The organism is Aeromicrobium sp. Root344 (assembly GCF_001425755.1).
Taxonomy (GTDB): domain Bacteria; phylum Actinomycetota; class Actinomycetes; order Propionibacteriales; family Nocardioidaceae; genus Aeromicrobium.
In genome coordinates, this window is record NZ_LMDH01000001.1 from 3,091,682 (window position 1) to 3,115,293 (window position 23,612).

A 23,612-nucleotide genomic window follows, 5' to 3' on the forward strand; every position below is an offset into this window, starting at 1 on the left:
CGCGTCCGTATTTTCTGCTCTCCTCGACGGAGGTGACGGCATGAGCCCCCAGCTTGCCCGCGCGGTCAACATGGGTGGGGCGGCGGCTCCGAGGTTCTCGCCCGAGGCGGCCAAGGCGGCCGGCCTGCGCCTCGTCCGTCCCGTACGCAGCAGGGCCCGCAAGGCGCCGTTCGTCGTCGTGGTGATGACGGTGCTGTCCATCGGCCTGGTCGGTCTCATCGTCATGAGCACGGTCCTGCAAGCCCAGTCGTTCGAGGCCCAGAAGCTCAACAGCCAGGCGGCCGAGCTCGAGACGCAGCAACAGCTGCTGACCCGTGAGGTCGACAAGCTGCAGAGCCCCGCCAACGTCGCTCGCCGCGCGATCGCCTACGGCATGGTGCCCAACACCAACCCGGCGTTCCTGCGACTGTCCGACGCCAAGGTCCTGGGCAAGCCGGAGGCGGCCAAGCCCGGCAACACCAACATCCGGAGCGTGACGCCATGAGCGCCAGCAAGACCGTGTCCCGTCGTCGTCTCCGCGTGTGCCTCGCGATGATCGTCGGCGTGTTCAGTGTCTTCGGCGTGCGGCTGTTCCAGATCCAGGGCCTCGACGCGAGCGCGTACGCCGCCCAGGCGATCGCGGACGGCACCAACAAGAGCACCGTCCCCGCGCCTCGCGGCGACATCCTCGACCGCAACGGCGCGGAGCTGGCCACGAGCGTCGACGGCATGACGCTGACCGCGGATCCCAAGATGACCTCGGCGGACGCGCCGCAGATCGCCCGCATCCTCCGTCAGGAGCTGGGCAGCCGCATCGACTACTTCGACACGATCGACAAGCTCCGCACTCCGGACTCCCGATTCGTGTACCTGATCCGCGACGTGCCCGCGTGGACCGGCAAGAAGGCGCTCACGGCGATCGCCAAGGCCAACCTGACCGGGGTCTTCAGCGAGAAGGAGACCCTGCGGACGTACCCCGGCGGCAAGCTCGCCGCGAACCTGCTCGGCTACGTCAACGGCACCGGCAAGGGCGTCGCCGGAATCGAGCAGGAGTACAACAAGACGCTGACCGGCACCGACGGCGCCAGCACGTACGAGGTCGACCCCAACACCGGCGTGCGCATCCCGATGGCCGACAGCACCGTGACCGCGATGGTGCCGGGCCGCGACGTGACGACCACGATCGATCGCGACCTGCAGTGGTACGCCGACCAGCGTCTCGCCGACGCCGTGCGCGAGTCGAGCTCGGACTGGGGCCTCGCGATCACGATGGACACCAAGACGTGCCAGATCGTCCAGATGTCCCAGGCGCCGACGTTCAACGCCGACGACGGCACCGGCATGGCCGACTCCAACACGGTGTCGCGGGCGGTGCAGAACGTCTACGAGCCCGGCAGCGTCATGAAGACCGTCACGATGGCGGCCCTCGCCGACCAGGGCAAGATCGCATCGGACACGCCCATCGTCGTCCCGTCAGGCATGGACATCGACGGGTTCCACATCGGTGACTACTGGGAACACGGCACGATCCACCTGACAGCCGCCGGCGTGATCGCCAAGTCGTCCAACCTCGGCACGATCGTCGCGTCCCAGCAGATGAGCAACACGACGATGTACAACTACTTCCGCAGGTTCGGCTTCGGCCAGATGTCCGGTGTCAACCTGCCGGGCGAGTCCGACGGCATCCTCAAGAACGGCAAGGACTGGACCAAGGCCAATCACGCCACGATCGCCTTCGGCCAGGGTGTCTCGGTGACCGCGCTGCAGATGGTGCGGGCGGTCGGTGCGATCGCCAACGCCGGCAAGATGTGCGAGCCGTCCGTCGTGAGCTCGACGACCGGCGCGGACGGCAAGCAGGTCAAGATCCCGGCCGCTCCCAGCAAGCGCGTCGTGTCGAAGGACGCCGCAGCCACGGTCACCCGCATGATGGAGGCCGTCACGGCTCCCGACGGCACCGCCCCCGCAGCGGCCATCAAGGGCTACCGGGTCGCCGGCAAGACCGGCACGGCCTGGCGAGTCGACCCCGCGACGGGCCGCTACATCCGCGGGCAGAACACGGTGTCGTTCATGGGCTTCGCGCCGGCCGACAACCCGCGCTTTTTGACCTACATCGTGCTCGACAAGCCGTACAGCAACGCTGGAGGTGGCTCGACCGCCGGGCCGGTGTTCCACGACATCATGTCGATGGCGCTGGAGCGCTTCGGGGTCGCGCCGACCGGCTCGAAGAGCCCGAAGGTGGCACAGACCTGGTAAGTCGGAGGGCTCCTGCGTCGCCCTTCTGAGCGGCTTCGCCGCTGCCGCCTTGTCCGGCTTCGCCGGACCTTCATCTCGCGTGATCGATGGACTGGTTCGGACATGTGGGCGGGACGTGGCCAGCGCGAGCCAGTGACCTCCAGTAGATAGGTTGGGACAGTGACTGAGGAGATGCGCGTACGGCCGCGGGAGACGCCGCGATGGACCCTCACCGAGCTGGCGGCCGAGCTCGACGCCGTGGCCACGGCGGAGGCGATCATCACCGGCATCTCGCTCAACACCAAGGACCTCGAGCCCGGCGACCTCTACGCGGCGCTGCAGGGCGCCAACTCGCACGGTGCGGCCTACGCCGGCGTCGCGCGCGACCTCGGCGCCACAGCCGTGCTCACCGACCCGGAGGGCGCCGCGATCGTCACGGGCCTGCCGATGATCGTGGTCGACGACCCGCGAAGGGTGCTGGCCAAGCTCAGCAGCACGTTCTACGAGAGTCCCAGCGAAGCGTTCACGACGATCGGCATCACCGGCACGCAGGGCAAGACCACGACGACCTACCTCGCCGAAGCGGCGCTGGGGGAGCGCCGATCGGCTGTGGTCGGCACGATCGGCACCCGGATCGGCCGGGTTCCCGCCGCCTCGACGCTGACGACGCCCGAGGCGCCGCAGCTCCAGGCGCTGTTCGCGGTGATGCGTGAAGAGAACGTCGAGCTGTGCGCGATGGAGGTCTCGAGCCACGCGCTGGTCAAGGGCCGGGTCGACGGGTTCACGTTCGACGTCGGGGTGTTCCTCAACCTCGGTCGCGACCACCTCGACTTCCACAAGGACCTCGAGGACTACTTCCTCGCCAAGGCGGCCCTGTTCACTCCGGAGCACGCCCGTCACGCAGTCATCAACATCGACGACCCGCACGGCCGCAGGCTGCGCGAGCTGACGCCCTTGCCCGTCACGACGTTCTCGACCGACGGCAACCCGGCCGACTGGCGGGCCGTCAACATCCGGCCGCACCGGCTGGGCACGGACCTCGAGGTGCTGGGACCCGACGAGCTCGCGATCGACCTGTCAGTGCCGTTGCCCGGCGTCTTCAACGTCTCCAACGCCCTCTCGGTCATCGCTGCGTTGGCGCAGGCGGGCTACGACCCCAAGGAGCTCGCCGCAGGAATCGCGGCGAGCACAGGCGTCCCGGGCCGGATGGAGCGCGTCGACGCGGGGCAGGCGTTCACGGCGATCGTCGACTACGCACACAAGCCGGACGCCGTCACCGCCGTGCTGACCGCACTCCGACCGGTCACGGCCGGACGGCTGATCATGGTGATCGGCGCGGGCGGCGACCGCGACCACGGCAAGCGCCCGCTGATGGGGGAGGCCGCAGCACGTCACGCCGACGTCGTCATCGTCACCGACGACAACCCGCGCACGGAGCGCGCGGCGTCGATCCGTGCCGCCCTGATGGAGGGTGCGGGTGGCGGGCCGGGCCTCGCGATCGAGGTCCCGGGACGGCGTGAGGCCATCGCGCACGCCGTCCACATGGCGCACCTGGGCGACACGGTCGTGATCGCCGGCAAGGGCCACGAACGCGGTCAGGAGATCCAGGGCGTGGTCCACCCGTTCGACGACCGGGAGGTCCTGCTGGAGCTGATCGGAGAGTCTGCGTGATCCCGCTGACGCTGCGCCAGATCGCGGAGATCACGGGTGGCACGGTCCACGGCAACGACGGCATCGTGGTCGATGCGCCGGCGACCCTCGACTCACGTGCCGCCGAGCCCGGGGGCCTGTTCGTCGCAATCGCGGGGGAACGCGCGGACGGTCACGAGTTCGCGGCCCGGGCCGTGGCGGCCGGCGCGGCAGCCGTGCTGGGCTCCCGCGAGGTCGATGCCCCTGCGGTGATCGTGGACGACGTGGTGACGGCTCTCGGGCGGCTCGCCCGCCACGTGATCGACGAGCTCGAGGATGTCACGGTCGTGGCGATCACCGGCTCGAGCGGCAAGACCAGCGCCAAGGACCTCATCGCCCAGCTGCTCGAGCCCGACGGTTCCACGATCGCGACGGCAGGCAACTTCAACAACGAGCTCGGCGTGCCGCTGACGGTGCTGCGCGCAGACGAGCTGACTCGCTTCCTCGTCGTCGAGATGGGCGCCCGAGCTCTCGGCAACATCGCCGACCTGTGCCGGATCGTCCCGCCGGATGTCGGCGTCGTGCTCAACGTCGGACACGCTCACATCGGCGAGTTCGGCTCCGCCGAGGTGATCGCCCAGACCAAGGGCGAGCTCGCCGAGGCGGTCGAGGGTGACGGCGTGGTCGTGCTCAACGCCGACGACCCGCTCGTGTCGGCCATGGCAGCGCGCACGGATGCCGCGATCGTGACGTTCGGGCAGGCGGGCGACGTGCGCGTCAGCGACCTCGAGATCGACGAGCAGGGGAGCCCGAGGTTCACCTTGACCAGCTCGGGCCGGAGCGTGCCGGCGTACGTCCCGCTGATCGGTGAGTACCACGCGTGGAACGCCGCGGCCGCGGCCGCGACGGCGATCGTGCTCGGCGTCGACCTCGCGACGGCGGCCGAACGGCTCGCGCGCGTCGAACCGCGGTCCGCGATGCGGATGGAGCGCCACGTACGTCCTGACGGCGTCGTCGTGGTCAACGACGCCTACAACGCCAACCCCGAGTCGATGGCGGCGGCGCTGCGCGCCATTGCGGCTGTCGGGGGCGACCGCGCTGTCGCGGTGCTCGGCGAGATGCTCGAGCTGGGCGACGAGAGCCACGAGGCACATGTCGAGGTCGGTCGCCTCGCCGCGGAGCTCGGCTACTCCCGCGTGATCGTGGTGGGCGACGGCGCCCGCGGGATCGCTGAAGGAGCCGGTGGGATCGCCGTCAGTGTCGACGACGTCGATGTGGCCGTTCGCACACTGTCCGCGAGCCTGTCAGGGCGCGAGGTGGTTCTTGTGAAAGCATCGAGGGGCGGCCGCCTCGAAAGGGTCGTGGACGCCCTCCTGCAGAGCTGACGGCATACTCGACCGAGCATGCCCAACCGTCCGGTGAAAGGACCAGCCACCCGATGAAGGCCATCCTGATCGCAGGAGCACTGTCCCTCTTGGGGACCCTCATCGGCACTCGCTTCGCGATCTCGGTCCTCGTCAAGAAGGGCTACGGCCAGCTGATCCGCGACGACGGTCCCACGTCGCACCACACCAAGCGCGGCACGCCGACGATGGGTGGCCTCGTCATCATCGCCTCGGTCCTGATCGCCTACTTCGCTGCCAAGCTGGCGACCCAGACCGAGCCCAGCGCATCGGCGCTGCTCCTGTTGTTCCTGTTCACGGGTCTGGGGGCGATCGGATTCCTCGACGACTTCATCAAGGTCTTCAAGCAGCGCAACCTCGGTCTGCGCAGCAAGGCGAAGTTCATCGGCCAGGTCGTCATCGGCCTCGTCTTCGCGTGGGCCGCGATCGGCTGGGAGGACGACACGGGGGAGACGCCGATCACCCATGCCATCTCGTTCACCCGCGACTTCAACGGTCCTCAGCTGCCGACGATCCTGCTCGTGATCTGGGTGCTGCTGATGATCGCCGGCACCAGCAACGGGGTGAACCTCACCGACGGGCTAGACGGTCTCGCCACAGGCGCCTCGGTGATGGTGTTCGGCGCGTTCGTCATCATCAACATCTGGCAGTTCAACCAGAGCTGCTCGGCGCTCAACGCCGGGACGAAGTGCTACGAGGTACGCGACCCGCTCGACCTCGCGGTCGTGGCGTCCGCCCTCACGGGAGCGTGTTTCGGCTTCCTCTGGTGGAACGCGTCGCCGGCCAAGATCTTCATGGGTGACACGGGCTCGTTGTCGCTCGGCGGCGCCATGGCCGGATTCGCCCTCATGACCCGCACCGAGCTGCTGCTCGTGGTCATCGGCGGCCTGTTCGTCGCCATCACGGCGTCGGTGATCCTGCAGGTCGGGTTCTTCAAGCTCAGCGGCGGCAGACGCATCTTCCGCATGGCGCCGCTCCAGCACCACTTCGAGCTGCTGGGCTGGGCCGAGATCACGATCGTGGTCAGGTTCTGGATCATCAGCGGCCTGTGCGTCGCCGCCGGCCTCGGCATCTTCTACGCCGAGTGGGTCACTGGCGCATGACGAGTGTCGACGTCCTCGGTCGCGAGTCGTCGTGGGAAGGCGTACGAGCGGTCATCGGAGGGCTGGGCGTCAGCGGGTTCGCCGCGGCCGACACCTTGCAGCACCTCGGCGCGAGCGTCGTGGCGCTCGACGACGGTGACGACGACACCCTGCGCGAGAAGGCGACGCTCCTGGAGATCCTCGGCGTCGACGTACGCCTCGGCGCCGGGTCGACCGCGCGGCTGCCCGAAGGCGACATCGACCTGATCGTCACCTCGCCGGGCTGGCGTCCCACCACGGCGATCCTGCTGGAGGCGGCGGGCCGCGGCATCCCGGTGTGGGGCGAGGTCGAGCTTGCCTGGCGCCTGCGCGGCGAAGACGCGGCGCCCTGGCTGGCGGTGACCGGCACCAACGGCAAGACCACCACCGTCCAGATGCTCGAGGCGATCCTGCGCGCAGAGGGTCTCAACGCCCTCGCAGTCGGCAACGTCGGCACGCCGGTGCTCGAGGCGGTCATGAACCCCGAGCCGTTCGACGTCCTGGCCGTCGAGCTCTCCAGCTATCAGCTGCACTGGAGCTCGTCGATCTCCGCCGAGGCGAGCGCCGTGCTCAACCTCGCGCCGGACCACCTCGACTGGCACGGCGGCCTCGACGCCTACGCCGCCGACAAGGGCCGCATCTACGACCGTACGCAGCTGGCGTGCGTCTACAACGTGCAGGACACGGAGACCGAGCGGCTCGTCGAGGAGGCCGACGTCGTCGAGGGTTGCCGGGCGATCGGCTTCACCCTCGGCATCCCCGCGCCGGGCATGATCGGCCTCGTCGACGACGCGATCGCCGATCGGGCCTACATCACCGGCCGGCTGTCGAGCGCGGCCGAGCTGGGCAGCGTCCACGACCTGGCACCCGCCGACGGCGAGCTGCCGGCACCTCACAACGTCGCCAACGCGCTGGCGGCCGCGGCGCTCGCGCGCGCCCACGGCGTCGCGCCGCGAGCCGTGCGCGACGGGCTCCGCTCGTTCAAGCCCGACGCCCATCGCATCGCCGAGGTCGCCCGCTTCGGCGGCGTCCGCTGGGTCGACGACTCCAAGGCCACCAACACGCATGCCGCTCAAGCGTCCCTGCAGAGCTTCGAGCACGTCGTGTGGGTCGCCGGAGGACTGGCCAAGGGCGCGAGCTTCGACGAGCTCGTGATCGCGACCCGTGACCGCCTCCGAGCCGCGATCCTGGTCGGCCGCGACCGCGCACTGGTCGCCGAGGCGCTCGCGCGACACGCGCCTGATGTGCCCGTCGTCGAGGTCGACACCGGGGAGACTGATCCCATGGATCGCGTCGTCGAGGTCGCGGCATCACTCGCCCGTGAGGGCGACACCGTGCTGCTGGCCCCTGGCGCCGCCTCCATGGACCAGTTCCGCAACTACTCCGCCCGAGGCGACAGCTTCGCCGCGGCGGTGCACCGGTTGCGTGACAGGCCCTGACCTTCCTTCCCCGAGGCAGAGGAACCACGACATGAGCGAGCGCCAGCGAGCGAATTGTGAGACAGGGCTCATGTCGTGGTTTCNNNCGCGGAGCCGTGGCCGATGACCACGACCGCTGAGCGCCGGTCACCGGCGATCGTCGAGGCCGCCCGTCGTACGCTCGAGCGTCCGCTCGCGTCCTACCAGCTCGTCCTCGGCTCGACGGCCCTGCTGCTCGGGCTCGGCCTGATCATGGTGCTCAGCGCGAGCTCGGTGTATGCCCTGCGCAACTACGGCAACTCGTTCGCGATCGTCGAGCGCCAGCTGATCTTCGCGGTCCTGGGTCTCGTCGGAGCCGTCATCGCCGCCCGCATCCCGTTGCGACTGATGCGCAAGCTGATCCTGCCGTTCCTGCTCGTCTCGGTCGTGCTGATCCTCGCGACGTTCGTCCCCGGTGTGGGTGTCGAGGTGCACGGCAACCGCAACTGGCTGCCCCTGGCCGGTGGCTTCCAGCTGCAGCCGTCGGAGTTCGCCAAGCTCGCGCTCGTCCTGTGGATCGCCGACCTCTACGCGCGCCGGCAGAAGTACCTCAGCACGCCGCGCTACGTGCTGACGCCCATGGTGCCGATCGCCGGCTTCGTGTCCCTGCTGGTCGTCGGGCAGCACGACCTCGGCACGGCCCTGGTCCTGTTCGCCCTGATCGTCGGCATGCTGTGGGTCGCCGGCCTCCCGGCCCGCCACATGGGCGGCATCCTCGCAGGACTGTTCGTGCTGCTCGTCATCGCCGTCGCGACCTCGCCGCACCGCGTCGCCCGCCTGCTCAACTTCACCAATCCCCAGTCCGATCCCGAGAGTGCCGGGTTCCAGGCGATCCACGGCATGATGGCGCTGGCCCGCGGCGGGTTCTGGGGCGTCGGCCTCGGCGGCAGCCGGCAGAAGTGGGGCTCGCTGCCCGAGGCGCACACCGACTTCATCCTCGCGGTCATCGGCGAGGAGCTCGGCCTGCTCGGCACGTTCGTCGTGCTGGTGCTGTTCATCGTGCTGGCCTTCGCGGGCATCCGCATCGCGAGTCGTACGACCGACCCGTTCGTGCGCTATGCCGCCTCCGGCATCATGATCTGGATCATGGTGCAGGCCGTCATCAACATCGGCATGGTGCTGGGCCTGCTCCCGGTCATCGGCATTCCACTGCCGTTGATCTCCTACGGCGGTTCGAGCCTCCTCGTGACGCTCGTCGCCATGGGCGTTCTGCTTAACTGTGCCAAGACCGAGCCCGGGGCCCGGCGAGCCCTCGCCGCAGGCCGTGCCAACCGTGCACGGGACCGCGTCTCACGGAGGAGCTGAACCAGTGCGTGCGTTGCTAGCCGGCGGAGGAACCGCCGGTCACACGTCGCCGCTCCTGGCCACCGCTGCGGTCCTGAGCGAGGCCGGCGTCGACATCACCTGCCTCGGGACCCCGCGCGGCCTCGAGGTCACGTTGATCCCTGAGGCGGGTTATCCGCTCGAGCTCGTCCCGCCCGTCCCGCTGCCGCGCAAGCCAGGCAAGGCGATGGTCCAGGTCCCCGGCAAGCTGCGCGCGGCGGTCAAGGCGACCGGTGAGGTCATTGACCGCGTACGCCCGGACGTCATCGTCGGCTTCGGTGGCTACGTGTCGGTGCCGGCCTACCTCGTGGCTCGTCGCCGGCGCATCCCGCTGGTCGTGCACGAGGGCAACGCGATCCCCGGCATCGCCAACAAGATGGGCGCGCGGTTCACCGAGCACGTCGCGACGAGCTTCCCCGACACCGACCTGCCGCACGCGCACTACATCGGACTGCCGATCCGGCGGGAGATCTCGCGCCTCGACCGCGGTGCCGTACGCGCTGAGGGCCGGGCCCACTTCGGCCTGGATCCCGACCGGCCGACCTTGCTGGTCACCGGCGGGTCGCAGGGCGCGCGACGCATCAACCAGACGATTGCGGCAGCCGCACGCGACCTGGCCGACGCCGGCGTCCAGGTGCTTCACAGCGCTGGCCGTCCAGATGAAGTTCGCATAGACAGGCGCCCAGACTCGCCGCCATATGTCGTAACCGCGTACATCGACCGCATCGACCTCGCTTACGCCGCCGCCGACCTCATCGTGTGCCGCGCGGGGGCCAACACCGTGACGGAGGTTGCCGCCGTCGGGCTGCCGGCGGCGTTCGTCCCCCTGCCGATCGGCAACGGCGAGCAGGCGCACAACGCGCACCCGGTCGTCCAGGCCGGGGGAGCGCTGTTGATCGACGACGCGGCACTGACCCCCGCGTGGATCGACAACGTCGTGATCCCACTCGTGTCGCACCCAGGACGGCTCGCCGCGATGTCGGCGGCCGCATCCGGCATCGTCCCCCGCGACGCAGACCGCAAGCTGGCCGACCTGATCCAGAAGGCTGCAGGACTGTGAAGATCCCGTTCCCCGCCGAGGTCCCGGCCGCCGGGGACCTCGGTGCCGTGCACCTCGTGGGCATCGGCGGAGCCGGGCTGTCCGCGATCGCACGCCTGATGGCGCAGCAGGGCGTACGTGTCAGCGGCAGCGACGCCAACGAGTCGCCGGTCGTCGATGCCCTGCGCGAGGAGGGAATCACCTGCTTCGTCGGCCACGACGCAGCGCACCTCGAGGGCATTGACACCGTCATCGCCTCGACCGCGGTGCGCGAGGACAACCCCGAGATCGTCGAGGCGCAGCGCCGGAGCCTGCGCCTGTGGCCGAGGTCGGCGGGCATGCGTTCGCTGATGGCGGGGCGTCGCACGGTCGCCGTCGCCGGCACGCACGGCAAGACCACGACGACCGGCATGCTGACGTGCGCCCTGATCGCCGCCGGCGCGGAGCCGTCGTTCGCGATCGGCGCCGAGGTCGCCAGCCTGGGCGCCAACGCACGGCTCGGCCGCAGCGACCTGTTCGTCGCGGAGGCCGATGAGAGCGACGGCGCGTTCCTGCACTACGCACCCGAGGGCGCGATCGTCACCAACGTCGACGCCGACCATCTAGACAACTACGGCACGGTCGAGGCCTATGCGGCCGCGTTCGACGAGTTCGTCACCACGGTCGGCGGGTTCGTGGTGCTCAACGCCGACGACCCCGGCGCCCGCGCGCTCGTCGAGCCGGCGCGCAGCCGTGGGCTCGAGGTCCTGCTGGCGGGATTCGCCGACGACGCCGACTTGCGGGGCCGCGACCTCGTCGTCGACGGCGCGTCGTCGACCTTCACCGCCGCGCTCCACGGCGTCGACCTCGGTCCCGTACGCCTGTCGGTGCCCGGCGCGCACTACGCCCAGGACGCGATGCTCGCCCTCGGCGCGGGCCTGCTGCTCGGCGAGCACGTCGACCTGCTCGCCGCCGGCCTGACCGCCTACACCGGAGCCAACCGCCGCATGCAGCTGCTCGGCGCCGCGGGCGGCGTCCGCGTCTACGACTCCTACGCGCACCATCCGACCGAGATCCGGGCCGACCTCGCCGCGGCACGGTCGATCGCCGGCGGCGACCGGCTCGTCGTCGCCTACCAACCGCACCTGGTGAGCCGCACGCGGCTCTACGGCGCCGAGATGGGTGAGGCGTTGTCGGCAGCCGACCGGGTGTTCGTCGCCGACATCTACCTGGCGCGCGAGGACCCCGACCCGGCTGTCACGTCGGCCCTGATCGTCGACGCGATCCGGGGCGCGGAGGCCACGCTCGGCGGGCCGGTCGGTGAGCTTGCCGATCTCGTGGTGTCCGAGCTGCGACCCGGCGACCTGCTGCTGACCCTCGGCGCCGGTGACATCACCACCGTCGGCCCGGCTGTCCTGGCAGCCCTGGAAGCATGACCCTCACGACGGACGAGCGGTTCGAGGCGCGGGCAGCCTACGAGCGCCGGCGTCGGCTCAAGCGAGCCGGGATCGCCGTGGTCGCGGTCATCGTCGTCGCGACCCTCGTCTGGCTCGTGATGTTCTCGAGCGTGCTTGCGGTCCGCCGCGTCGCGGTGGACGGCGAGACGACCCTCAAGGAGTCGCAGATCCGCCAGGTCGCCGATGTCCGCATCGGCCAGCCGCTGGCCCGTGTCGACGTCTCGGCGATCGAGGCCCGTGTGGCGTCGATGGAACGCGTCCAGAGCGTCACGGTCTCACGCTCGTGGCTCCACACGGTCCGCATCGAGGTGGTCGAACGCACGCCCGTCGCGTGGCTGACGGTGGGTGGCACGATCCGGGGGCTCGACCGCTACGGGATCGACTTCCGGTCGTACGAGCAGCCGCCCAAGAAGCTGCTCGAGGCCGACGTGACCGAGACCAACCCCAGGCGTCGCCAGCAGACCCTTGCCGCGGTCGCCGCGGTCGTGCAGCTCATCGAGGACGAGGACCCCGCGCTGCGCAAGCAGGTGCAGGCGATCGACGCGGCCAGCAAGGACTCGATCGAGCTCAACCTGACGCATGGGCGCACGGTCGTGTGGGGGAGCAGGGCCGACTCGTCGCACAAGCTGACGGTGCTGCGGGCGCTGCTGCGCATCGATGCGAAGCGCTACGACGTGAGCGCGCCGGACCAACCCACGACGAGCCAGTAGGCCCGGCGTGTCGGACCGGCTTGCCGGGTCCACGCGCGTACCGTTTCACATGAGTCAGAGGTTGACATAACTATAAACCTCCACCTCAGGGTTAGAGTTCCACACATTCCGGAAGGACACACGATGGCGGTACAGAACTACCTCGCCGTGATCAAGGTCGTCGGCATCGGCGGAGGCGGCGTCAACGCCGTCAACCGCATGATCGAGGTGGGACTCAAGGGAGTCGAGTTCATCGCGATCAACACCGACGCCCAGGCACTGCTGATGAGCGACGCGGACGTCAAGCTCGACGTCGGGCGTGACTCGACCCGCGGGCTCGGAGCCGGCGCCAACCCCGAGATCGGCAAGCGCGCCGCCGAGGACCACGCCGAAGAGATCGAGGCGGCCATCAAGGGCGCCGACATGGTCTTCGTGACGGCCGGCGAGGGCGGCGGCACCGGCACCGGTGGTGCACCCGTCGTGGCACGCATCGCGAGGTCGCTCGGCGCCCTCACGATCGGTGTCGTCACCCGGCCGTTCAAGTTCGAGGGTCGCAACCGCTCGGGCCAGGCTGACGCCGGCATCCAGGCGCTGCGTGACGAGGTCGACACCCTCATCGTGATCCCCAACGACCGGCTCCTGTCGATCAGCGATCCCAACGTCAGCCTGCTCGACTCGTTCCGCCAGGCCGACCAGGTCCTGCACCAGGGCGTCTCCGGCATCACCGACCTCATCACGACGCCCGGCCTGATCAACCTCGACTTCGCCGACGTCAAGTCGGTCATGTCCGACGCCGGCTCGGCCCTGATGGGCATCGGCTCGGCCCGCGGTGAGCACCGTGCCGCCGTCGCGGCCGAGAGCGCCGTCTCGAGCCCGCTGCTCGAGGCGTCGATCGAGGGCGCCCGCGGCGTGCTGCTGTCGATCGCCGGTGGCTCCGACCTCGGCCTGTTCGAGATCAACGAAGCGGCTGGCCTGGTGGCGGACGCGGTCCACCCTGACGCCAACATCATCTTCGGCGCCGTGATCGACGACGCCCTCGGCGACGAGGTGCGCGTCACGGTCATCGCCGCAGGCTTCGACGGCGGCGAGCCGATGCCGCGCGACGCGACCAAGCCCGCGCTGCTCAAGGAGACCGCCAAGCCCGAGCCGGCCAGCACGGTCGCGACGCCGCCGACGGCGCAGAGCTTCCTCGATCCCGACCCCTACCTCGACGGTCCCAAGTCCCCCGAGGACGGTGCCGGCAACGTCACGGTCCCGCCGGACCCCGTACCCACCGAGTACGGCGACGACCTCGACGTGCCCGACTTCCTTCGCTGAGTTGCTCTGGCACGCCGGAGAGCGCGGACGGGTCGCATTCGTCTTCACCGACCGTCTCGGCGGCTCGAGTGACGGTCCGTGGGCGGCGCTCAACCTCGGCACGTCCAACGGCGACGATCCCGAGCGGGTGGCGGACAACCTCGAACGTCTGAGGACCGAGCTCGGTCTGGTCCGGCTCGCCAAAATGACCCAGGTCCACGGCGCGGACGTCACGTGGACCGACGAGCTCATCGACGACGAGATCCCGGTCGCCGACGCGTTGTTGACCGACGCCCCAGGCGTGGGCGTGCTCGTCCGCGTCGCCGACTGCACGCCGATCGTCCTGGCCGCTCCGCACGAGGTGCTCGCCGGCGTCGTGCATTGCGGGCGCGAAGGTCTCGTCAAGGGCGTCGTCCGGTCCGCCGTCGAGGCGTTGCGGCAGCGCGGTGCCACGACCATCGAGGCGTGGGTGGGGCCGCGCGCGTGCGGCCGCTGCTACGAGCTCCCCGCGGAGATGGCCGACGCCGTCGCGGCGGTCGTGCTCGAGGCCCGATCGACCACGTCGTGGGGCACACCCGCGGTCGACGTCGGCGCCGGCGTCGCGGCGCAGCTGCAAAGTCTCGGTGTCGCCGTCACGGACCTCGGCGCCCACGAGTGCACGATCGAGGACGAGCAGTGGTACTCCTACCGTCGACAGGGGCAGGACTCCGGCCGTTTCGGCGCTGTTGCGATGATCAAGCCATGACCCGCCTCGATGAGCTGCGTGACGGTCTCTCGGCGACCGAGGAACGTATCGCGGACGCCTGTGCGTCGGCCGGGCGTGACCGCGACGAGATCACCCTGATCGTCGTCACCAAGACCTATCCGGCGTCCGACGTGGAGCTCCTGGCCGGGCTCGGGGTGCAGGACGTGGGGGAGAACCGTCACCCGGAGGCCGGCGACAAGGCCGACGAGGTCGAGGCAGCAGTCCGCTGGCACTTTCTCGGCGGGTTGCAGACCAACAAGGCCGGCGCCGTGGCGCGCTACGCCGACATGGTCCACAGCGTCGACCGGGTCAAGCTCGTCAATGCGCTGTCCCGCGGCGCCGAGGCTGCCGGTCGTACGCTGCCGTGCCTCGTGCAGGTCGACTTCGACGCGACCAACCCGGGACGCTCGGGCGTCGTGCCGTCGGGCGTGCCAGAGCTCGCCGCCTCGATCGCCGCAGCGGACCACCTCGCACTGGCGGGGCTCATGACGGTGGCGCCGCTCGGGGAGGACCCGGCTCCGCACTTCGACCACCTCGTACGCCTCTCGCACGACCTCCGCGCGGAGCACCCGGACGCCGTCATCGTCTCCGCAGGAATGAGCGGAGACTTCGAGGCCGCGATCGCCGCCGGCGCGACACACCTGCGCATCGGGCGCTCGGTGCTCGGTGAGCGCCCTCCCGCGGGGTAATCTCAGTGATGTCATTTCCGATCGCACACACGGAGTTCTCATGGCTGGCGCAATGCGTAAGGTCGGCGAATATCTCGGCCTCGTGGAACAAGCTGACTTCGACGACGAGTTCGAGGATGACATCGACGACCCCGCGCCCGTGAGCCGGCAGCCTGCTGTCGTGCGCCCGGCGCCAGTCTCGAGCATCGACGACCACCGCCGTCCCGAGCGTCGCCCGGAGCGTCGTGCGTCCCAGGCGTCCGACCTCGCGCGCATCGAGACCGTGACGCCGCGCACCTACAACGACGCCCGCACGGTCGGCGAGCACTACCGCTCCGGCGTTCCGGTCATCATGAACCTCTCGGAGATCGATGACGACGACGCCAAGCGGCTCGTCGACTTCGCCGCGGGCCTGGTGTTCGCCGTGCACGGCTCGATCAACCGCGTCACCGCCAAGGTCTTCCTCCTGTCGCCCGAGAACATCACGGTGACGGACGAGGACAAGCAGCGCATCGCTGCCGGCGGCTTCTACAACCAGAGCTGACGCATGGAGCTTGTCGGCGAAATCCTCCTGCTGCTCCTCTATGTTGCATTCGTCGTCCTGATCGCCCGGTTCGTCCTGGACTGGGTGCAGATGTTGGCGCGGCACTGGCGCCCACGAGGCCTCGTCCTGGTGCTCTGCGAGGGGCTCTACTCGATCACCGACCCGCCGTTGCGTGCCGTGCGCCGGTTGCTTCCGCCGTTGCGTCTCGGCGCTGTCATGCTCGACCTGTCGCCGGTCCTGCTGCTGATCGGGATCTGGATCCTGCAGCAGATCGTTCGCGCCGTCTTCTTCTGAGAGGTTCCCAAGAGTCCGTCGTGCGACCCGCTGAGTTTGGGACTCCTGTGGAGGAAGTGAACTTCGGCAGAGTACGGTGGAGGCTCAGAGTCCCCAGGACTAACCCCAACCCCGAGGTGTACTCATGCCATTGACGCCAGAGGACGTGCGTAACAAGCGCTTTACGCCTGTCCGTCTTCGCGAGGGCTATGACATGGGCGAAGTGGATCAGTTTCTCGACGAGGTCGAGGCCGAGCTCGAGCGACTCACGGTCGAGAACGAAGAACTTCGCGCCAAGGTAGCCGCCGCATCAACCGGCGAACCCACCGGTCTCATCCCCGCAGTCCAGCCGGCGACCCCGGCTCCGCAGGCTGCGCCGACGCCGGCCGTCCAGGAGCCCGTGCAGCAGTACACGCCGCCTCCGCCGGCGCCCGAGCCGATCCAGCAGGCGCCTGTCGCCGCGCCGGAGCCGACTCGCAGTGCGCCGTCGATGGGTGACGCGTCGTCCGCTGCCGCCCGACTGCTGGAGATCGCGTCGTCCAACGCCGACCAGCTGATGGAGGCCGCCAAGGAAGAGGCTGACCGCATCGTCGGTGAGGCTCGCGCCAAGGCCGAGCGACTGGTCAACGAGGCGCGTGGCAAGGCTGACCGACTCGAGACCGACGCCCGCATCCGCGCGCAGAAGCTCGACGACGAGACCAACGAGCGCCGCCAGCAGGCCGTCGCCACGATCGAGCGGGATCGCTACGAGATCCAGCGCGAGGTGGAGCACCTGCGGGCGTACGAGCGTGAGTACCGTGCCCGGCTCAAGAACTACTTCCAGAGCCAGCTCGACCAGCTCGCGGCCAACGAGAGCTCCAACAGCTCGCAGCCTGTCCAGGCCCCGGCCGAGGCCGGTCCCCGCCGGCTCCGGTCGCTGCTGGGCGACGACGAGAGCTTCTGAGCAGCACCTGATCAACGAAGGGGCCCGTCACCGTGAGGTGACGGGCCCTTCGTCATGCGCGAGTCCCTCCGCGTCAGGCCTTGGCGAGGGTGAAGCCGAAGCCGAGCTCCTCGTCGGAGAACGCCGACGCGTCGGCGGTCTCGCTGATCGAGGTCGCCAGCACCTCGTCGGCGATCAGGGTCTCGTGGGTCCGGAGCGCTTCGGCCATCTGACCGGTCGCCGTCCACGCCAGCGTGATGCGGTCGCTGATGTCGAGCCCGGAGGACTTGCGAGCCTCCTGGATGACGCGGATCGCCTCCCGGGCGAAGCCGGCCAGCCGCAGCTCGTCGTCGAGCTCGAGGTCGAGCGCGACCGTCTCGCCCTGGTCGTTGACGACGGACCAGCCCTCGCGCGGACGCTCGGAGATGATGACGTCATCGGGTCCGACCTCGACCGCGGAGCCGTCGACCTCGATCGTCGCGGTGCCGGTCGAACCGAGCGACGCGGCGACCGCCGCCGCGTCCGCCGCGTCGATCGCGGCTGCGACCTGGGGGGTCTGCTTGCCGAAACGCTTGCCGAGGTTGCGGAAGTTGCCCTTGGCCGAGTGGTCGACGAGGTCGCCGCCGGCATCGGCCAGCGACTCCAGCGAGCCCACGTTGAGCTCCTCGCACACCTGGCCGCGCAGGTCGTCGCCGAGCTGCTGCCAAGCACCCGACGCGACGAGGGCGCGACGCAGCGGCTGGCGCGTACGCACCTTGGCCTCAGCGCGCGCCGCACGACCCAGCTCGGTGACGCGACGCGCCAGGTCGACGCGGGCACCGAGGCCCTCGACGATCAGCGACTCGTCAGCGACCGGCCAGGTGGCCAGGTGCACCGACTGAGGAGCATCAGGCGTGACCGGCAGGATGACGTCCTGCCACACGCGCTCGGCGATGAACGGGGTCAGGGGCGCCATGAGCCGGGTCAGCACGTCGAGCGTCTCGTGGAGGGTCGCGAACGCGGCAGCGTCGCCGCGCCAGAACCGGCGGCGCGACCGGCGGACGTACCAGTTGGACATGTCGTCGACGAACGTCGCGATGCGGGCGCCGGCAGCCTGCGTGTCGAACGTCTCGAGCGAGGCGGTGACGTCGCGGGTCAGGGTGTGCAGCTCGGACAGCAGCCACTGGTCGAGCACCTCGCGCTCGGCGACCGGCGGCACCTCGCCGTCAGCCGGCGTCCATCCCTCCGTGCGGGCGTACAGCACGTGGAAGGCCGCGGTGTTCCAGTACGTCAGCAACACCTTGCGGACGATCTCGGACAATGCGGTGTGACCGATGCGGCGCGGCGACCACGGCGAGCCCGAGCAGGCCATGAACCAGCGCAGGGCGTCCGCGCCGTGCTCGTCCATGAGCGGCATCGGCAGGAGGATGTTGCCGAGGTGCTTGCTCATCTTCTTGCCGTCCTCGGCCAGGATGTGGCCCAGGCAGACGACGTTCTCGTAGGAGCTCTGGTCGAACACCAGTGTGCCGACGGCCATGAGGGAGTAGAACCATCCGCGTGTCTGGTCGATCGCCTCGCAGATGTACTGCGCGGGATAGGCCTGCTCGAACTTCTCCTTGGAGCCCTCGACGTGCGGGTAGCCCCATTGAGCGAACGGCATCGAGCCGGAGTCGAACCATGCGTCGATGACGTCCGGCACGCGGCGGTAGGTGCCGGCCTGGCCCTCGATCTCGAACGTCACCTCGTCGATGAACGGGCGGTGCGGGTCGAGATCCGTCAGGTCGCGACCGGTCAGCTCTGACAGCTCACGCAGCGAGTCGACGCACACGAGCTTGCTGGGGTCCTCGTCGTTGCGCCAGATCGGCAGGGGAGTGCCCCAGAAGCGGCTGCGCGACAGCGACCAGTCGATGTTGTTGGTCAGCCAGTCGCCGTAGCGGCCGTTCTTGATCGTCTCGGGGAACCAGTTGGTGCCGGCATTCTCGGCGAGCAGCTTGTCCTTGATCGTCGTCGTGCGGATGTACCACGCGGGAAGCGCGTAGTACATCAGCGGCGTGTGGCACCGCCAGCAGTGCGGGTAGGAGTGCTCGTAGGCCAGCTCGTTGAACATGAGACCGCGCGAGGCGAGATCGTCGGCCAGCGCCCGGTCGGCGGTCTTGAAGAACTGCCCGCCGACGAGGGGCACGTCGGCCTCGAAGTGGCCGTCGGGGGTGATCGGGTTGACGACCGGCAGGTCGTACGCCTTGCAGACCGCCATGTCGTCGGCGCCGAACGCGGGGGACTGGTGCACCAGGCCGGTGCCGTCCTCGGTCGTGACGTAGTCGCCCAGCACCACGAAGTGCGCCGGTGCCGGGAACTCGACGAGGTCGAACGGCCGCTCGTACGTCCAGCGCTCCATGTCGGTGCCGCTGAACGACTCGCCGGTCGGCTTCCAGCCCTCACCGAGCGCCTTGGCCAGCAGCGGCTCGGCGACGACCAGCGTCTCCTCGCCGTTGGACGCGGCGACGTACGTGACCCCGGGGTTGACCGCGACGGCGGTGTTGGACACCAGGGTCCACGGCGTCGTGGTCCAGACCAGCATCGAGGCCTTGCCGGCGAGTGGGCCGGAGGTCAGCGGGAAGCGTACGTAGACCGACGGATCGGTGATGGTCTCGTAGCCCTGTGCGAGCTCGTGGTCCGAGAGCGTCGTGCCGCAGCGTGGGCAGTAGGGCGCGACGCGGAAGTCCTCGGTCAGCAGGCCCTTGTCGAAGATCGTCGACAGGGCCCACCAGACGCTCTCGACGTACGACGACTCCATCGTGCGGTAGGGGTTGGCCATGTCGACCCAGTAGCCCATGCGGTCCGTCATCTCCTCGAAGAGATCGACGTTGCGGACCACGGCCTCTCGGCACTTGGCGTTGAACTCGGCGATGCCGTAGGCCTCGATGTCGGGCTTGCCGTTGAAGCCCAGCTCCTTCTCGACCGCGATCTCGACCGGCAGGCCGTGGCAGTCCCAGCCGGCCTTGCGGTCGACGTGATAGCCCTGCATGGTCTTGAAGCGCGGGAAGACGTCCTTGAAGACACGAGCCTCGACGTGGTGCGTGCCGGGTGTGCCGTTGGCGGTCGGAGGACCCTCGTAGAACGTCCAGCGAGGGGCGTCGTCAGGGGTGTCGAGACTTGCTGCGAAGGTGCCCTGATCGGCCCACAGCTGGAGGATGTCGCGCTCCAGCGCCGGCAGATCGACGTGGGCGGGGACGGGGCGATAGGACGCGTGCTGGGTCACACGTTCAATTCTACGGGTGACCAGCGGCGACACGGCGGCGGTGCGAGTTGGCTTTGCCCCAGTGGGGGTCTAATCTTCGTGCATGCCAAACACCAAGCTCGCCGTCCGAGCCGACGAGAAGCCCTGGACCGCCGCCGAGACCAAGGCCGTCCGCGCCGAGCTCGAGGCTGACCTCGTGAGGTTGCGCGGTGAGCTCGACCAGTCGGCTCGCGAGCTGCAGGACCTGCTGCGCGACGGCGTCGACGGTGCCGGCAACGACCAGGCCGACGTCGGGTCCAAGGGGCTCGAGCGTGACGCCGAGATGTCCCTGGCCGCCAACCAGCGCGAGCTGCTGCTGCAGACCGAGAAGGCCCTCGACCGCCTCGAGAAGGGCACCTACGGCCAGTGCGAGGTCTGCGGTGAGCCGATCGGCAAGAATCGTTTGATGGCGTTCCCGCGTGCGACACTGTGCATGACATGCAAGCAGCGCGAGGAGCGTCGCTGAGCCCTGGCGACGACCACGGCCCGACCGCCACACACACGTACGTACGCCTTTTCGTGGTGGTTGCTGCCCTGACGCTCGTCGTGGACCAGGTGACCAAGGTGATCGCGGTCGACAAGCTGCAGGGGCGTGAGTCGATCGAGCTGATCCCGCACGTCCTGTCGCTGTCGTTCCTGCGCAACGGGGGAGCCGCGCTCGGCACCGGTGCCGGCTTCACGCTGGTGCTCAGCGTCGTCGCAGTGGCCGTGTCGGTCGCCGTCGCGCGCATGGCCACGCGCCTGCGCGACCGGTGGTGGGCGGTCGGCCTCGGCCTGCTGTTCGCCGGCGCCGTCGGCAACCTGTGCGACCGGATCTTCCGTGAGCCCGCCCCGCTCAAGGGCCACGTCGTCGACTTCATCGACTACGGCGTCTTCGTCGGCAACGTCGCAGACATCGCCCTCACCGTGGCCGCCGTCGTGATCGTGTGGCGCACGTGGCGCGGCATCGGCCTCGACGGCACCCGGCAGGTGAAGGCATGACCGCCGAGGAGCTCGAGCACAAGGTCATCCAGGTCCCCGAGGGGCTCGCCGGCGAGCGCGTCGACAGCGCCCTCGCGCGACTGCTGGGTCTGTCCCGCACGCGCGCGAGTGAGCTCGTCGCCGACGGGCACGTGACGCTCGACGGCTTCGCGCCGGCCAAGTCCGACCGGGTGACGCCCGGCTCGATCCTCGAGGCGTCGATCCCGGCGCCTCGTCGCATCGCGGTCGTGGCGGCCGAGGTCGAGGGCATGCGCCTCGTGTTCCAGGACGACGACTTCGTCGTGGTCGACAAGCCCGTCGGCGTCGCTGCGCACCCGAGCGTCGGCTGGTACGGCCCGACGGTGCTCGACCACCTCGCCGGAGCCGGCATCCGGATCTCCACGTCAGGAGCACCGGAGCGCCGAGGCATCGTGCACCGCCTCGACGTCGGCACGAGTGGCCTGATGGCGGTCGCGAAGTCCGAGCACGCCTACACCGTGCTCAAACAGGCGTTCCGTGACCGTACGGTCGACAAGACCTATCACGCGCTCGTGCAGGGCCACCCCGATCCGCACATGGGCACGATCGACGCGCCGATCGCCCGGCACCCCAAGCACGACTTCAAGTTCACGGTCAAGGACGGTGGGCGCGAGAGCGTCACGCACTACGACACGCTCGAGGCGCACCGTTACGCCAGCCTGCTGACGATCAAGCTCGAGACCGGCCGCACCCACCAGATCCGGGTTCACATGAGCGCGCTGCACCACCCGTGCGTCGGCGACCTGATGTACGGCGCCGATCCGACGCTGGCCAAGAAGGTCGGGCTAGACCGCCAGTGGCTGCACGCCAAGAAGCTCGGCTTCCTGCACCCGCGCACGGGGGACTACGTCGAGTTCGACTCCGACTACCCCGACGACCTCAACGAGGCCCTGGCAGTCGTACGCGACCTCGACTGAACCAGACGCACGACGGCCCGGCTCGATCCACGAGCCGGGCCGTCGTCATGCGTGGCGTACCTGGCGGGTCAGCCGACGTGGACGCCCTCGGGACCGTCGGTCGCCAGCTCGGTGTGCTTGACGTCGAGGAACACCCAGATGATGGCCGACGCGACCAGCATCAGCCCCGCCGCGACCAGGAAGGCGTGCGTCGCGCCGTCGTGGAAGGACACGAAGAACAGGGCCCGCTCGGCGAGGCCCGGATCGGTCGCGGCCTTCGACACGGGCCCAGCGGCCTGCTCGAGGGAGTTGCCGGAGAAGTGCAGCGCCACGGTGCTGAGCACGGCGAGCCCGAGTGCGCCACCCACCTGTTGCATCGTGTTGAGCACGCCCGAGCCGATGCCTGAGTCGTCGGCCTGCACGTGGTGCACAGCGGTGAGCGTGAGTGGCACGAACACCATGCCCATGCCGATCGCCATCACGAGCACGTACGGGAAGATGTGGCCCCAGTAGGAGACGTTCGCCGACCCGCGGGCCGCGGACGCGAGCGCCCCCGCCGTGGAGTCGTCGATCGGGATCCGCGAGAACATGAACAGGCTGGCCGCAGCCAGCAGCGTGCCGATCCCGGCGAGGTAGCGCGGAGCCACCCGGCTGACCAGGTTGGAGACGAGGCCGGCGCCGATCACGATGCCGAACGAGAACGGCAGGAAGGCGAAGCCGGCCTTGAGCGACGAGTAGCCCATGACCTGCTGGATGAACAGGCTCAGGTAGAAGAACATCGCGAACATCGCCGCCGGAGCGATCATCATCGCGACGAAGCTGGTCGCCCGTGTGCGGTTGGCGAAGATGCGCGTCGGCAGCAGCGGGTGCTCGACCCGCGACTCGATGATCACGAAGCTCACGAGCAGGACGATGCCGGCAGTCAGCGAGGCGATGGTCTGGACGTGGTCCCAGCCGTACGCCTTCTCGCCGGCGCGCGACAGTCCGAAGACGATCCCGAGCAGGCCCAGGGTTCCGGTGACGGCACCCGGGATGTCGAGCCAGCCCGGGTGCTTCTCCGACTCGCGGAGGACGCGCGGGGCGGCCAGGGCGGCCAACAGGCCGATCGGGACGTTGATGAGGAACGTGAGGCGCCATCCGTCGACGCCCAACGGCTGGTCGAGACCGGTCAGCCAGCCGCCGAGGATCAGCCCGATGGCGGCACCGATGCCGGACATCGTGGCGTATGCCGCCATGGCGCGGTTGCGCTGCGGGCCGGCCGGGAACGTGGTGGTGATCAGCGCGAGAGCGGCGGGGGCAGCCATGGCCGCGCCCACGCCCTGCAGGGCCCGCGAGCCGAGCAGCAGGCCCTCGTTCTGGGCGAGACCGCCCAGCAGGGAGGCGACCGCGAAGAGGGTCAGGCCGCTCATGAAGAGCAGGCGGCGTCCGTAGAGATCACCGAGACGACCACCGAGGAGCAGCAGGCCGCCGAAGGCCAACGCGTAGCCGGTGACGATCCACGTCAGGTTGGCCTGCGAGATGTCCAGGTCCGTGCCGATGTAGGGCAGGGCGATGTTGGCGATGGTGCCGTCCAGCACGACCATGAGCTGAGCCATGAGGATCAGCACCAGGGCGAGCCCAGCATGCGGGGGCGGCGCGGTTGCGGCTTCGGGGGAGCCCGGCTCCGCAGGATCGAGTGATTCGACGTCGGTCATGGGATTCCTTC

20 protein-coding genes and 1 pseudogene are annotated in these 23,612 nt (G+C 69.5%); 19 read left to right on the top strand and 2 right to left on the bottom strand.

The window, feature by feature from the left end; translation table 11 throughout:
• The first annotated feature begins 40 nt into the window (after positions 1–40).
• The 16 genes and pseudogenes from ASC61_RS15300 (at position 41) to ASC61_RS15375 (ending at position 16,777) form a co-directional block, all read left to right on the top strand.
• The gene (locus ASC61_RS15300; RefSeq protein WP_056213316.1) at positions 41–484 is read left to right on the top strand and encodes a hypothetical protein; all 444 of its coding nucleotides are present in this window, start codon (positions 41–43) and stop codon (positions 482–484) included.
• Positions 481–2,232, top strand: a complete 1,752-nt coding sequence (locus ASC61_RS15305; protein ID WP_056213318.1) for a peptidoglycan D,D-transpeptidase FtsI family protein — start codon at positions 481–483, stop codon at positions 2,230–2,232. The genes ASC61_RS15300 and ASC61_RS15305 overlap by 4 nt, the downstream gene beginning before the upstream one ends.
• A gap of 171 nt (positions 2,233–2,403) precedes the next feature.
• Complete coding sequence (locus tag ASC61_RS15310) at positions 2,404–3,882, top strand: UDP-N-acetylmuramoyl-L-alanyl-D-glutamate--2,6-diaminopimelate ligase (RefSeq protein ID WP_056213319.1); 1,479 nt, start codon at positions 2,404–2,406, stop codon at positions 3,880–3,882.
• Entirely contained in the window at positions 3,879–5,225 is a 1,347-nt protein-coding gene (locus ASC61_RS15315; RefSeq protein ID WP_056213321.1) for a UDP-N-acetylmuramoyl-tripeptide--D-alanyl-D-alanine ligase, read from the top strand. The genes ASC61_RS15310 and ASC61_RS15315 overlap by 4 nt, the downstream gene beginning before the upstream one ends.
• 53 nt (positions 5,226–5,278) lie before the next feature.
• On the top strand, positions 5,279–6,346 hold the full coding sequence (gene mraY, locus ASC61_RS15320; protein ID WP_056213323.1) for a phospho-N-acetylmuramoyl-pentapeptide-transferase: 1,068 nt from the start codon (positions 5,279–5,281) through the stop codon (positions 6,344–6,346).
• Positions 6,343–7,803, top strand: a complete 1,461-nt coding sequence (gene murD, locus ASC61_RS15325; protein ID WP_056213325.1) for a UDP-N-acetylmuramoyl-L-alanine--D-glutamate ligase — start codon at positions 6,343–6,345, stop codon at positions 7,801–7,803. Before mraY ends, murD begins: the two co-directional genes overlap by 4 nt.
• A 102-nt stretch (positions 7,804–7,905) precedes the next feature.
• Entirely contained in the window at positions 7,906–9,126 is a 1,221-nt protein-coding gene (gene ftsW, locus ASC61_RS15330) for a putative lipid II flippase FtsW (RefSeq protein ID WP_056213327.1), read from the top strand.
• A gap of 4 nt (positions 9,127–9,130) precedes the next feature.
• Positions 9,131–10,204: an undecaprenyldiphospho-muramoylpentapeptide beta-N-acetylglucosaminyltransferase gene (murG, locus tag ASC61_RS15335; protein WP_056213329.1), complete on the top strand. Its 1,074-nt coding sequence runs from the start codon at positions 9,131–9,133 to the stop codon at positions 10,202–10,204.
• Positions 10,201–11,598, top strand: coding sequence for a UDP-N-acetylmuramate--L-alanine ligase (gene murC, locus ASC61_RS15340; RefSeq protein WP_056213330.1), 1,398 nt, complete (start codon positions 10,201–10,203; stop codon positions 11,596–11,598). The genes murG and murC overlap by 4 nt, the downstream gene beginning before the upstream one ends.
• On the top strand, positions 11,595–12,329 hold the full coding sequence (locus ASC61_RS15345; RefSeq protein ID WP_056213331.1) for a cell division protein FtsQ/DivIB: 735 nt from the start codon (positions 11,595–11,597) through the stop codon (positions 12,327–12,329). Before murC ends, ASC61_RS15345 begins: the two co-directional genes overlap by 4 nt.
• Positions 12,330–12,452: 123 nt before the next feature.
• Positions 12,453–13,394 (top strand): annotated as a pseudogene (gene ftsZ, locus ASC61_RS15350) (cell division protein FtsZ); the annotation flags it as partial.
• Between the two features lie 232 nt (positions 13,395–13,626).
• Positions 13,627–14,349: a polyphenol oxidase family protein gene (locus tag ASC61_RS15355; RefSeq protein ID WP_056213335.1), complete on the top strand. Its 723-nt coding sequence runs from the start codon at positions 13,627–13,629 to the stop codon at positions 14,347–14,349.
• Entirely contained in the window at positions 14,346–15,038 is a 693-nt protein-coding gene (locus ASC61_RS15360) for a YggS family pyridoxal phosphate-dependent enzyme (protein ID WP_056213337.1), read from the top strand. Before ASC61_RS15355 ends, ASC61_RS15360 begins: the two co-directional genes overlap by 4 nt.
• A 40-nt stretch (positions 15,039–15,078) precedes the next feature.
• The gene (locus ASC61_RS15365; protein WP_056213340.1) at positions 15,079–15,561 is read left to right on the top strand and encodes a cell division protein SepF; all 483 of its coding nucleotides are present in this window, start codon (positions 15,079–15,081) and stop codon (positions 15,559–15,561) included.
• A gap of 3 nt (positions 15,562–15,564) precedes the next feature.
• Positions 15,565–15,855 carry a YggT family protein gene (locus ASC61_RS15370; protein ID WP_056213341.1) on the top strand — a complete coding sequence of 97 codons (291 nt, stop codon included), beginning with the start codon at positions 15,565–15,567 and terminating at the stop codon, positions 15,853–15,855.
• Positions 15,856–15,979: 124 nt separating this feature from the next.
• Positions 15,980–16,777 carry a DivIVA domain-containing protein gene (locus tag ASC61_RS15375; protein ID WP_056213343.1) on the top strand — a complete coding sequence of 266 codons (798 nt, stop codon included), beginning with the start codon at positions 15,980–15,982 and terminating at the stop codon, positions 16,775–16,777.
• A gap of 73 nt (positions 16,778–16,850) precedes the next feature.
• On the opposite strand, the gene ileS is transcribed toward ASC61_RS15375, so the two are convergent.
• A complete protein-coding gene (gene ileS, locus ASC61_RS15380) occupies positions 16,851–19,994 on the bottom strand; it encodes an isoleucine--tRNA ligase (RefSeq protein WP_056213345.1) in 3,144 nt (1,047 codons plus the stop codon).
• Between the two features lie 82 nt (positions 19,995–20,076).
• Between ileS and ASC61_RS15385 the strand changes: the two genes are divergently transcribed.
• Genes ASC61_RS15385 through ASC61_RS15395 form a run of 3 tightly spaced genes read left to right on the top strand, consistent with a single transcriptional unit; the run spans position 20,077 to position 21,928 of the window.
• Positions 20,077–20,478, top strand: a complete 402-nt coding sequence (locus ASC61_RS15385; protein WP_056213346.1) for a TraR/DksA family transcriptional regulator — start codon at positions 20,077–20,079, stop codon at positions 20,476–20,478.
• Positions 20,451–20,993 carry a signal peptidase II gene (locus tag ASC61_RS15390; RefSeq protein WP_082530702.1) on the top strand — a complete coding sequence of 181 codons (543 nt, stop codon included), beginning with the start codon at positions 20,451–20,453 and terminating at the stop codon, positions 20,991–20,993. The genes ASC61_RS15385 and ASC61_RS15390 overlap by 28 nt, the downstream gene beginning before the upstream one ends.
• Positions 20,990–21,928 (top strand): RluA family pseudouridine synthase, encoded by a 939-nt coding sequence (locus tag ASC61_RS15395; RefSeq protein WP_056213348.1) that lies wholly within the window; start codon positions 20,990–20,992, stop codon positions 21,926–21,928. The genes ASC61_RS15390 and ASC61_RS15395 overlap by 4 nt, the downstream gene beginning before the upstream one ends.
• 68 nt (positions 21,929–21,996) lie before the next feature.
• Here the strand turns inward: ASC61_RS15395 and ASC61_RS15400 are convergent, their stop codons facing one another.
• Positions 21,997–23,601 (bottom strand): MFS transporter, encoded by a 1,605-nt coding sequence (locus ASC61_RS15400; RefSeq protein ID WP_056213350.1) that lies wholly within the window; start codon positions 23,599–23,601, stop codon positions 21,997–21,999.
• Positions 23,602–23,612: the final 11 nt, after the last annotated feature.

What these genes read in the sequence shown, in the direction of transcription:
- ASC61_RS15300 (WP_056213316.1), top strand. Translation starts at nt 41, where the DNA reads ATGAGCCCCCAGCTTGCCCGCGCGGTCAACATGGGTGGGGCGGCGGCT.
- ASC61_RS15305 (WP_056213318.1), top strand. Translation starts at nt 481, where the DNA reads ATGAGCGCCAGCAAGACCGTGTCCCGTCGTCGTCTCCGCGTGTGCCTC.
- ASC61_RS15310 (WP_056213319.1), top strand. Translation starts at nt 2,404, where the DNA reads ATGCGCGTACGGCCGCGGGAGACGCCGCGATGGACCCTCACCGAGCTG.
- mraY (WP_056213323.1), top strand. Translation starts at nt 5,279, where the DNA reads ATGAAGGCCATCCTGATCGCAGGAGCACTGTCCCTCTTGGGGACCCTC.
- murD (WP_056213325.1), top strand. Translation starts at nt 6,343, where the DNA reads ATGACGAGTGTCGACGTCCTCGGTCGCGAGTCGTCGTGGGAAGGCGTA.
- ftsW (WP_056213327.1), top strand. Translation starts at nt 7,906, where the DNA reads ATGACCACGACCGCTGAGCGCCGGTCACCGGCGATCGTCGAGGCCGCC.
- ASC61_RS15345 (WP_056213331.1), top strand. Translation starts at nt 11,595, where the DNA reads ATGACCCTCACGACGGACGAGCGGTTCGAGGCGCGGGCAGCCTACGAG.
- ASC61_RS15360 (WP_056213337.1), top strand. Translation starts at nt 14,346, where the DNA reads ATGACCCGCCTCGATGAGCTGCGTGACGGTCTCTCGGCGACCGAGGAA.
- ASC61_RS15365 (WP_056213340.1), top strand. Translation starts at nt 15,079, where the DNA reads ATGGCTGGCGCAATGCGTAAGGTCGGCGAATATCTCGGCCTCGTGGAA.
- ASC61_RS15370 (WP_056213341.1), top strand. Translation starts at nt 15,565, where the DNA reads ATGGAGCTTGTCGGCGAAATCCTCCTGCTGCTCCTCTATGTTGCATTC.
- ASC61_RS15375 (WP_056213343.1), top strand. Translation starts at nt 15,980, where the DNA reads ATGCCATTGACGCCAGAGGACGTGCGTAACAAGCGCTTTACGCCTGTC.
- ASC61_RS15385 (WP_056213346.1), top strand. Translation starts at nt 20,077, where the DNA reads ATGCCAAACACCAAGCTCGCCGTCCGAGCCGACGAGAAGCCCTGGACC.
- ASC61_RS15390 (WP_082530702.1), top strand. Translation starts at nt 20,451, where the DNA reads ATGCAAGCAGCGCGAGGAGCGTCGCTGAGCCCTGGCGACGACCACGGC.
- ASC61_RS15395 (WP_056213348.1), top strand. Translation starts at nt 20,990, where the DNA reads ATGACCGCCGAGGAGCTCGAGCACAAGGTCATCCAGGTCCCCGAGGGG.
- ASC61_RS15400 (WP_056213350.1), bottom strand. Translation starts at nt 23,601, where the DNA reads ATGACCGACGTCGAATCACTCGATCCTGCGGAGCCGGGCTCCCCCGAA.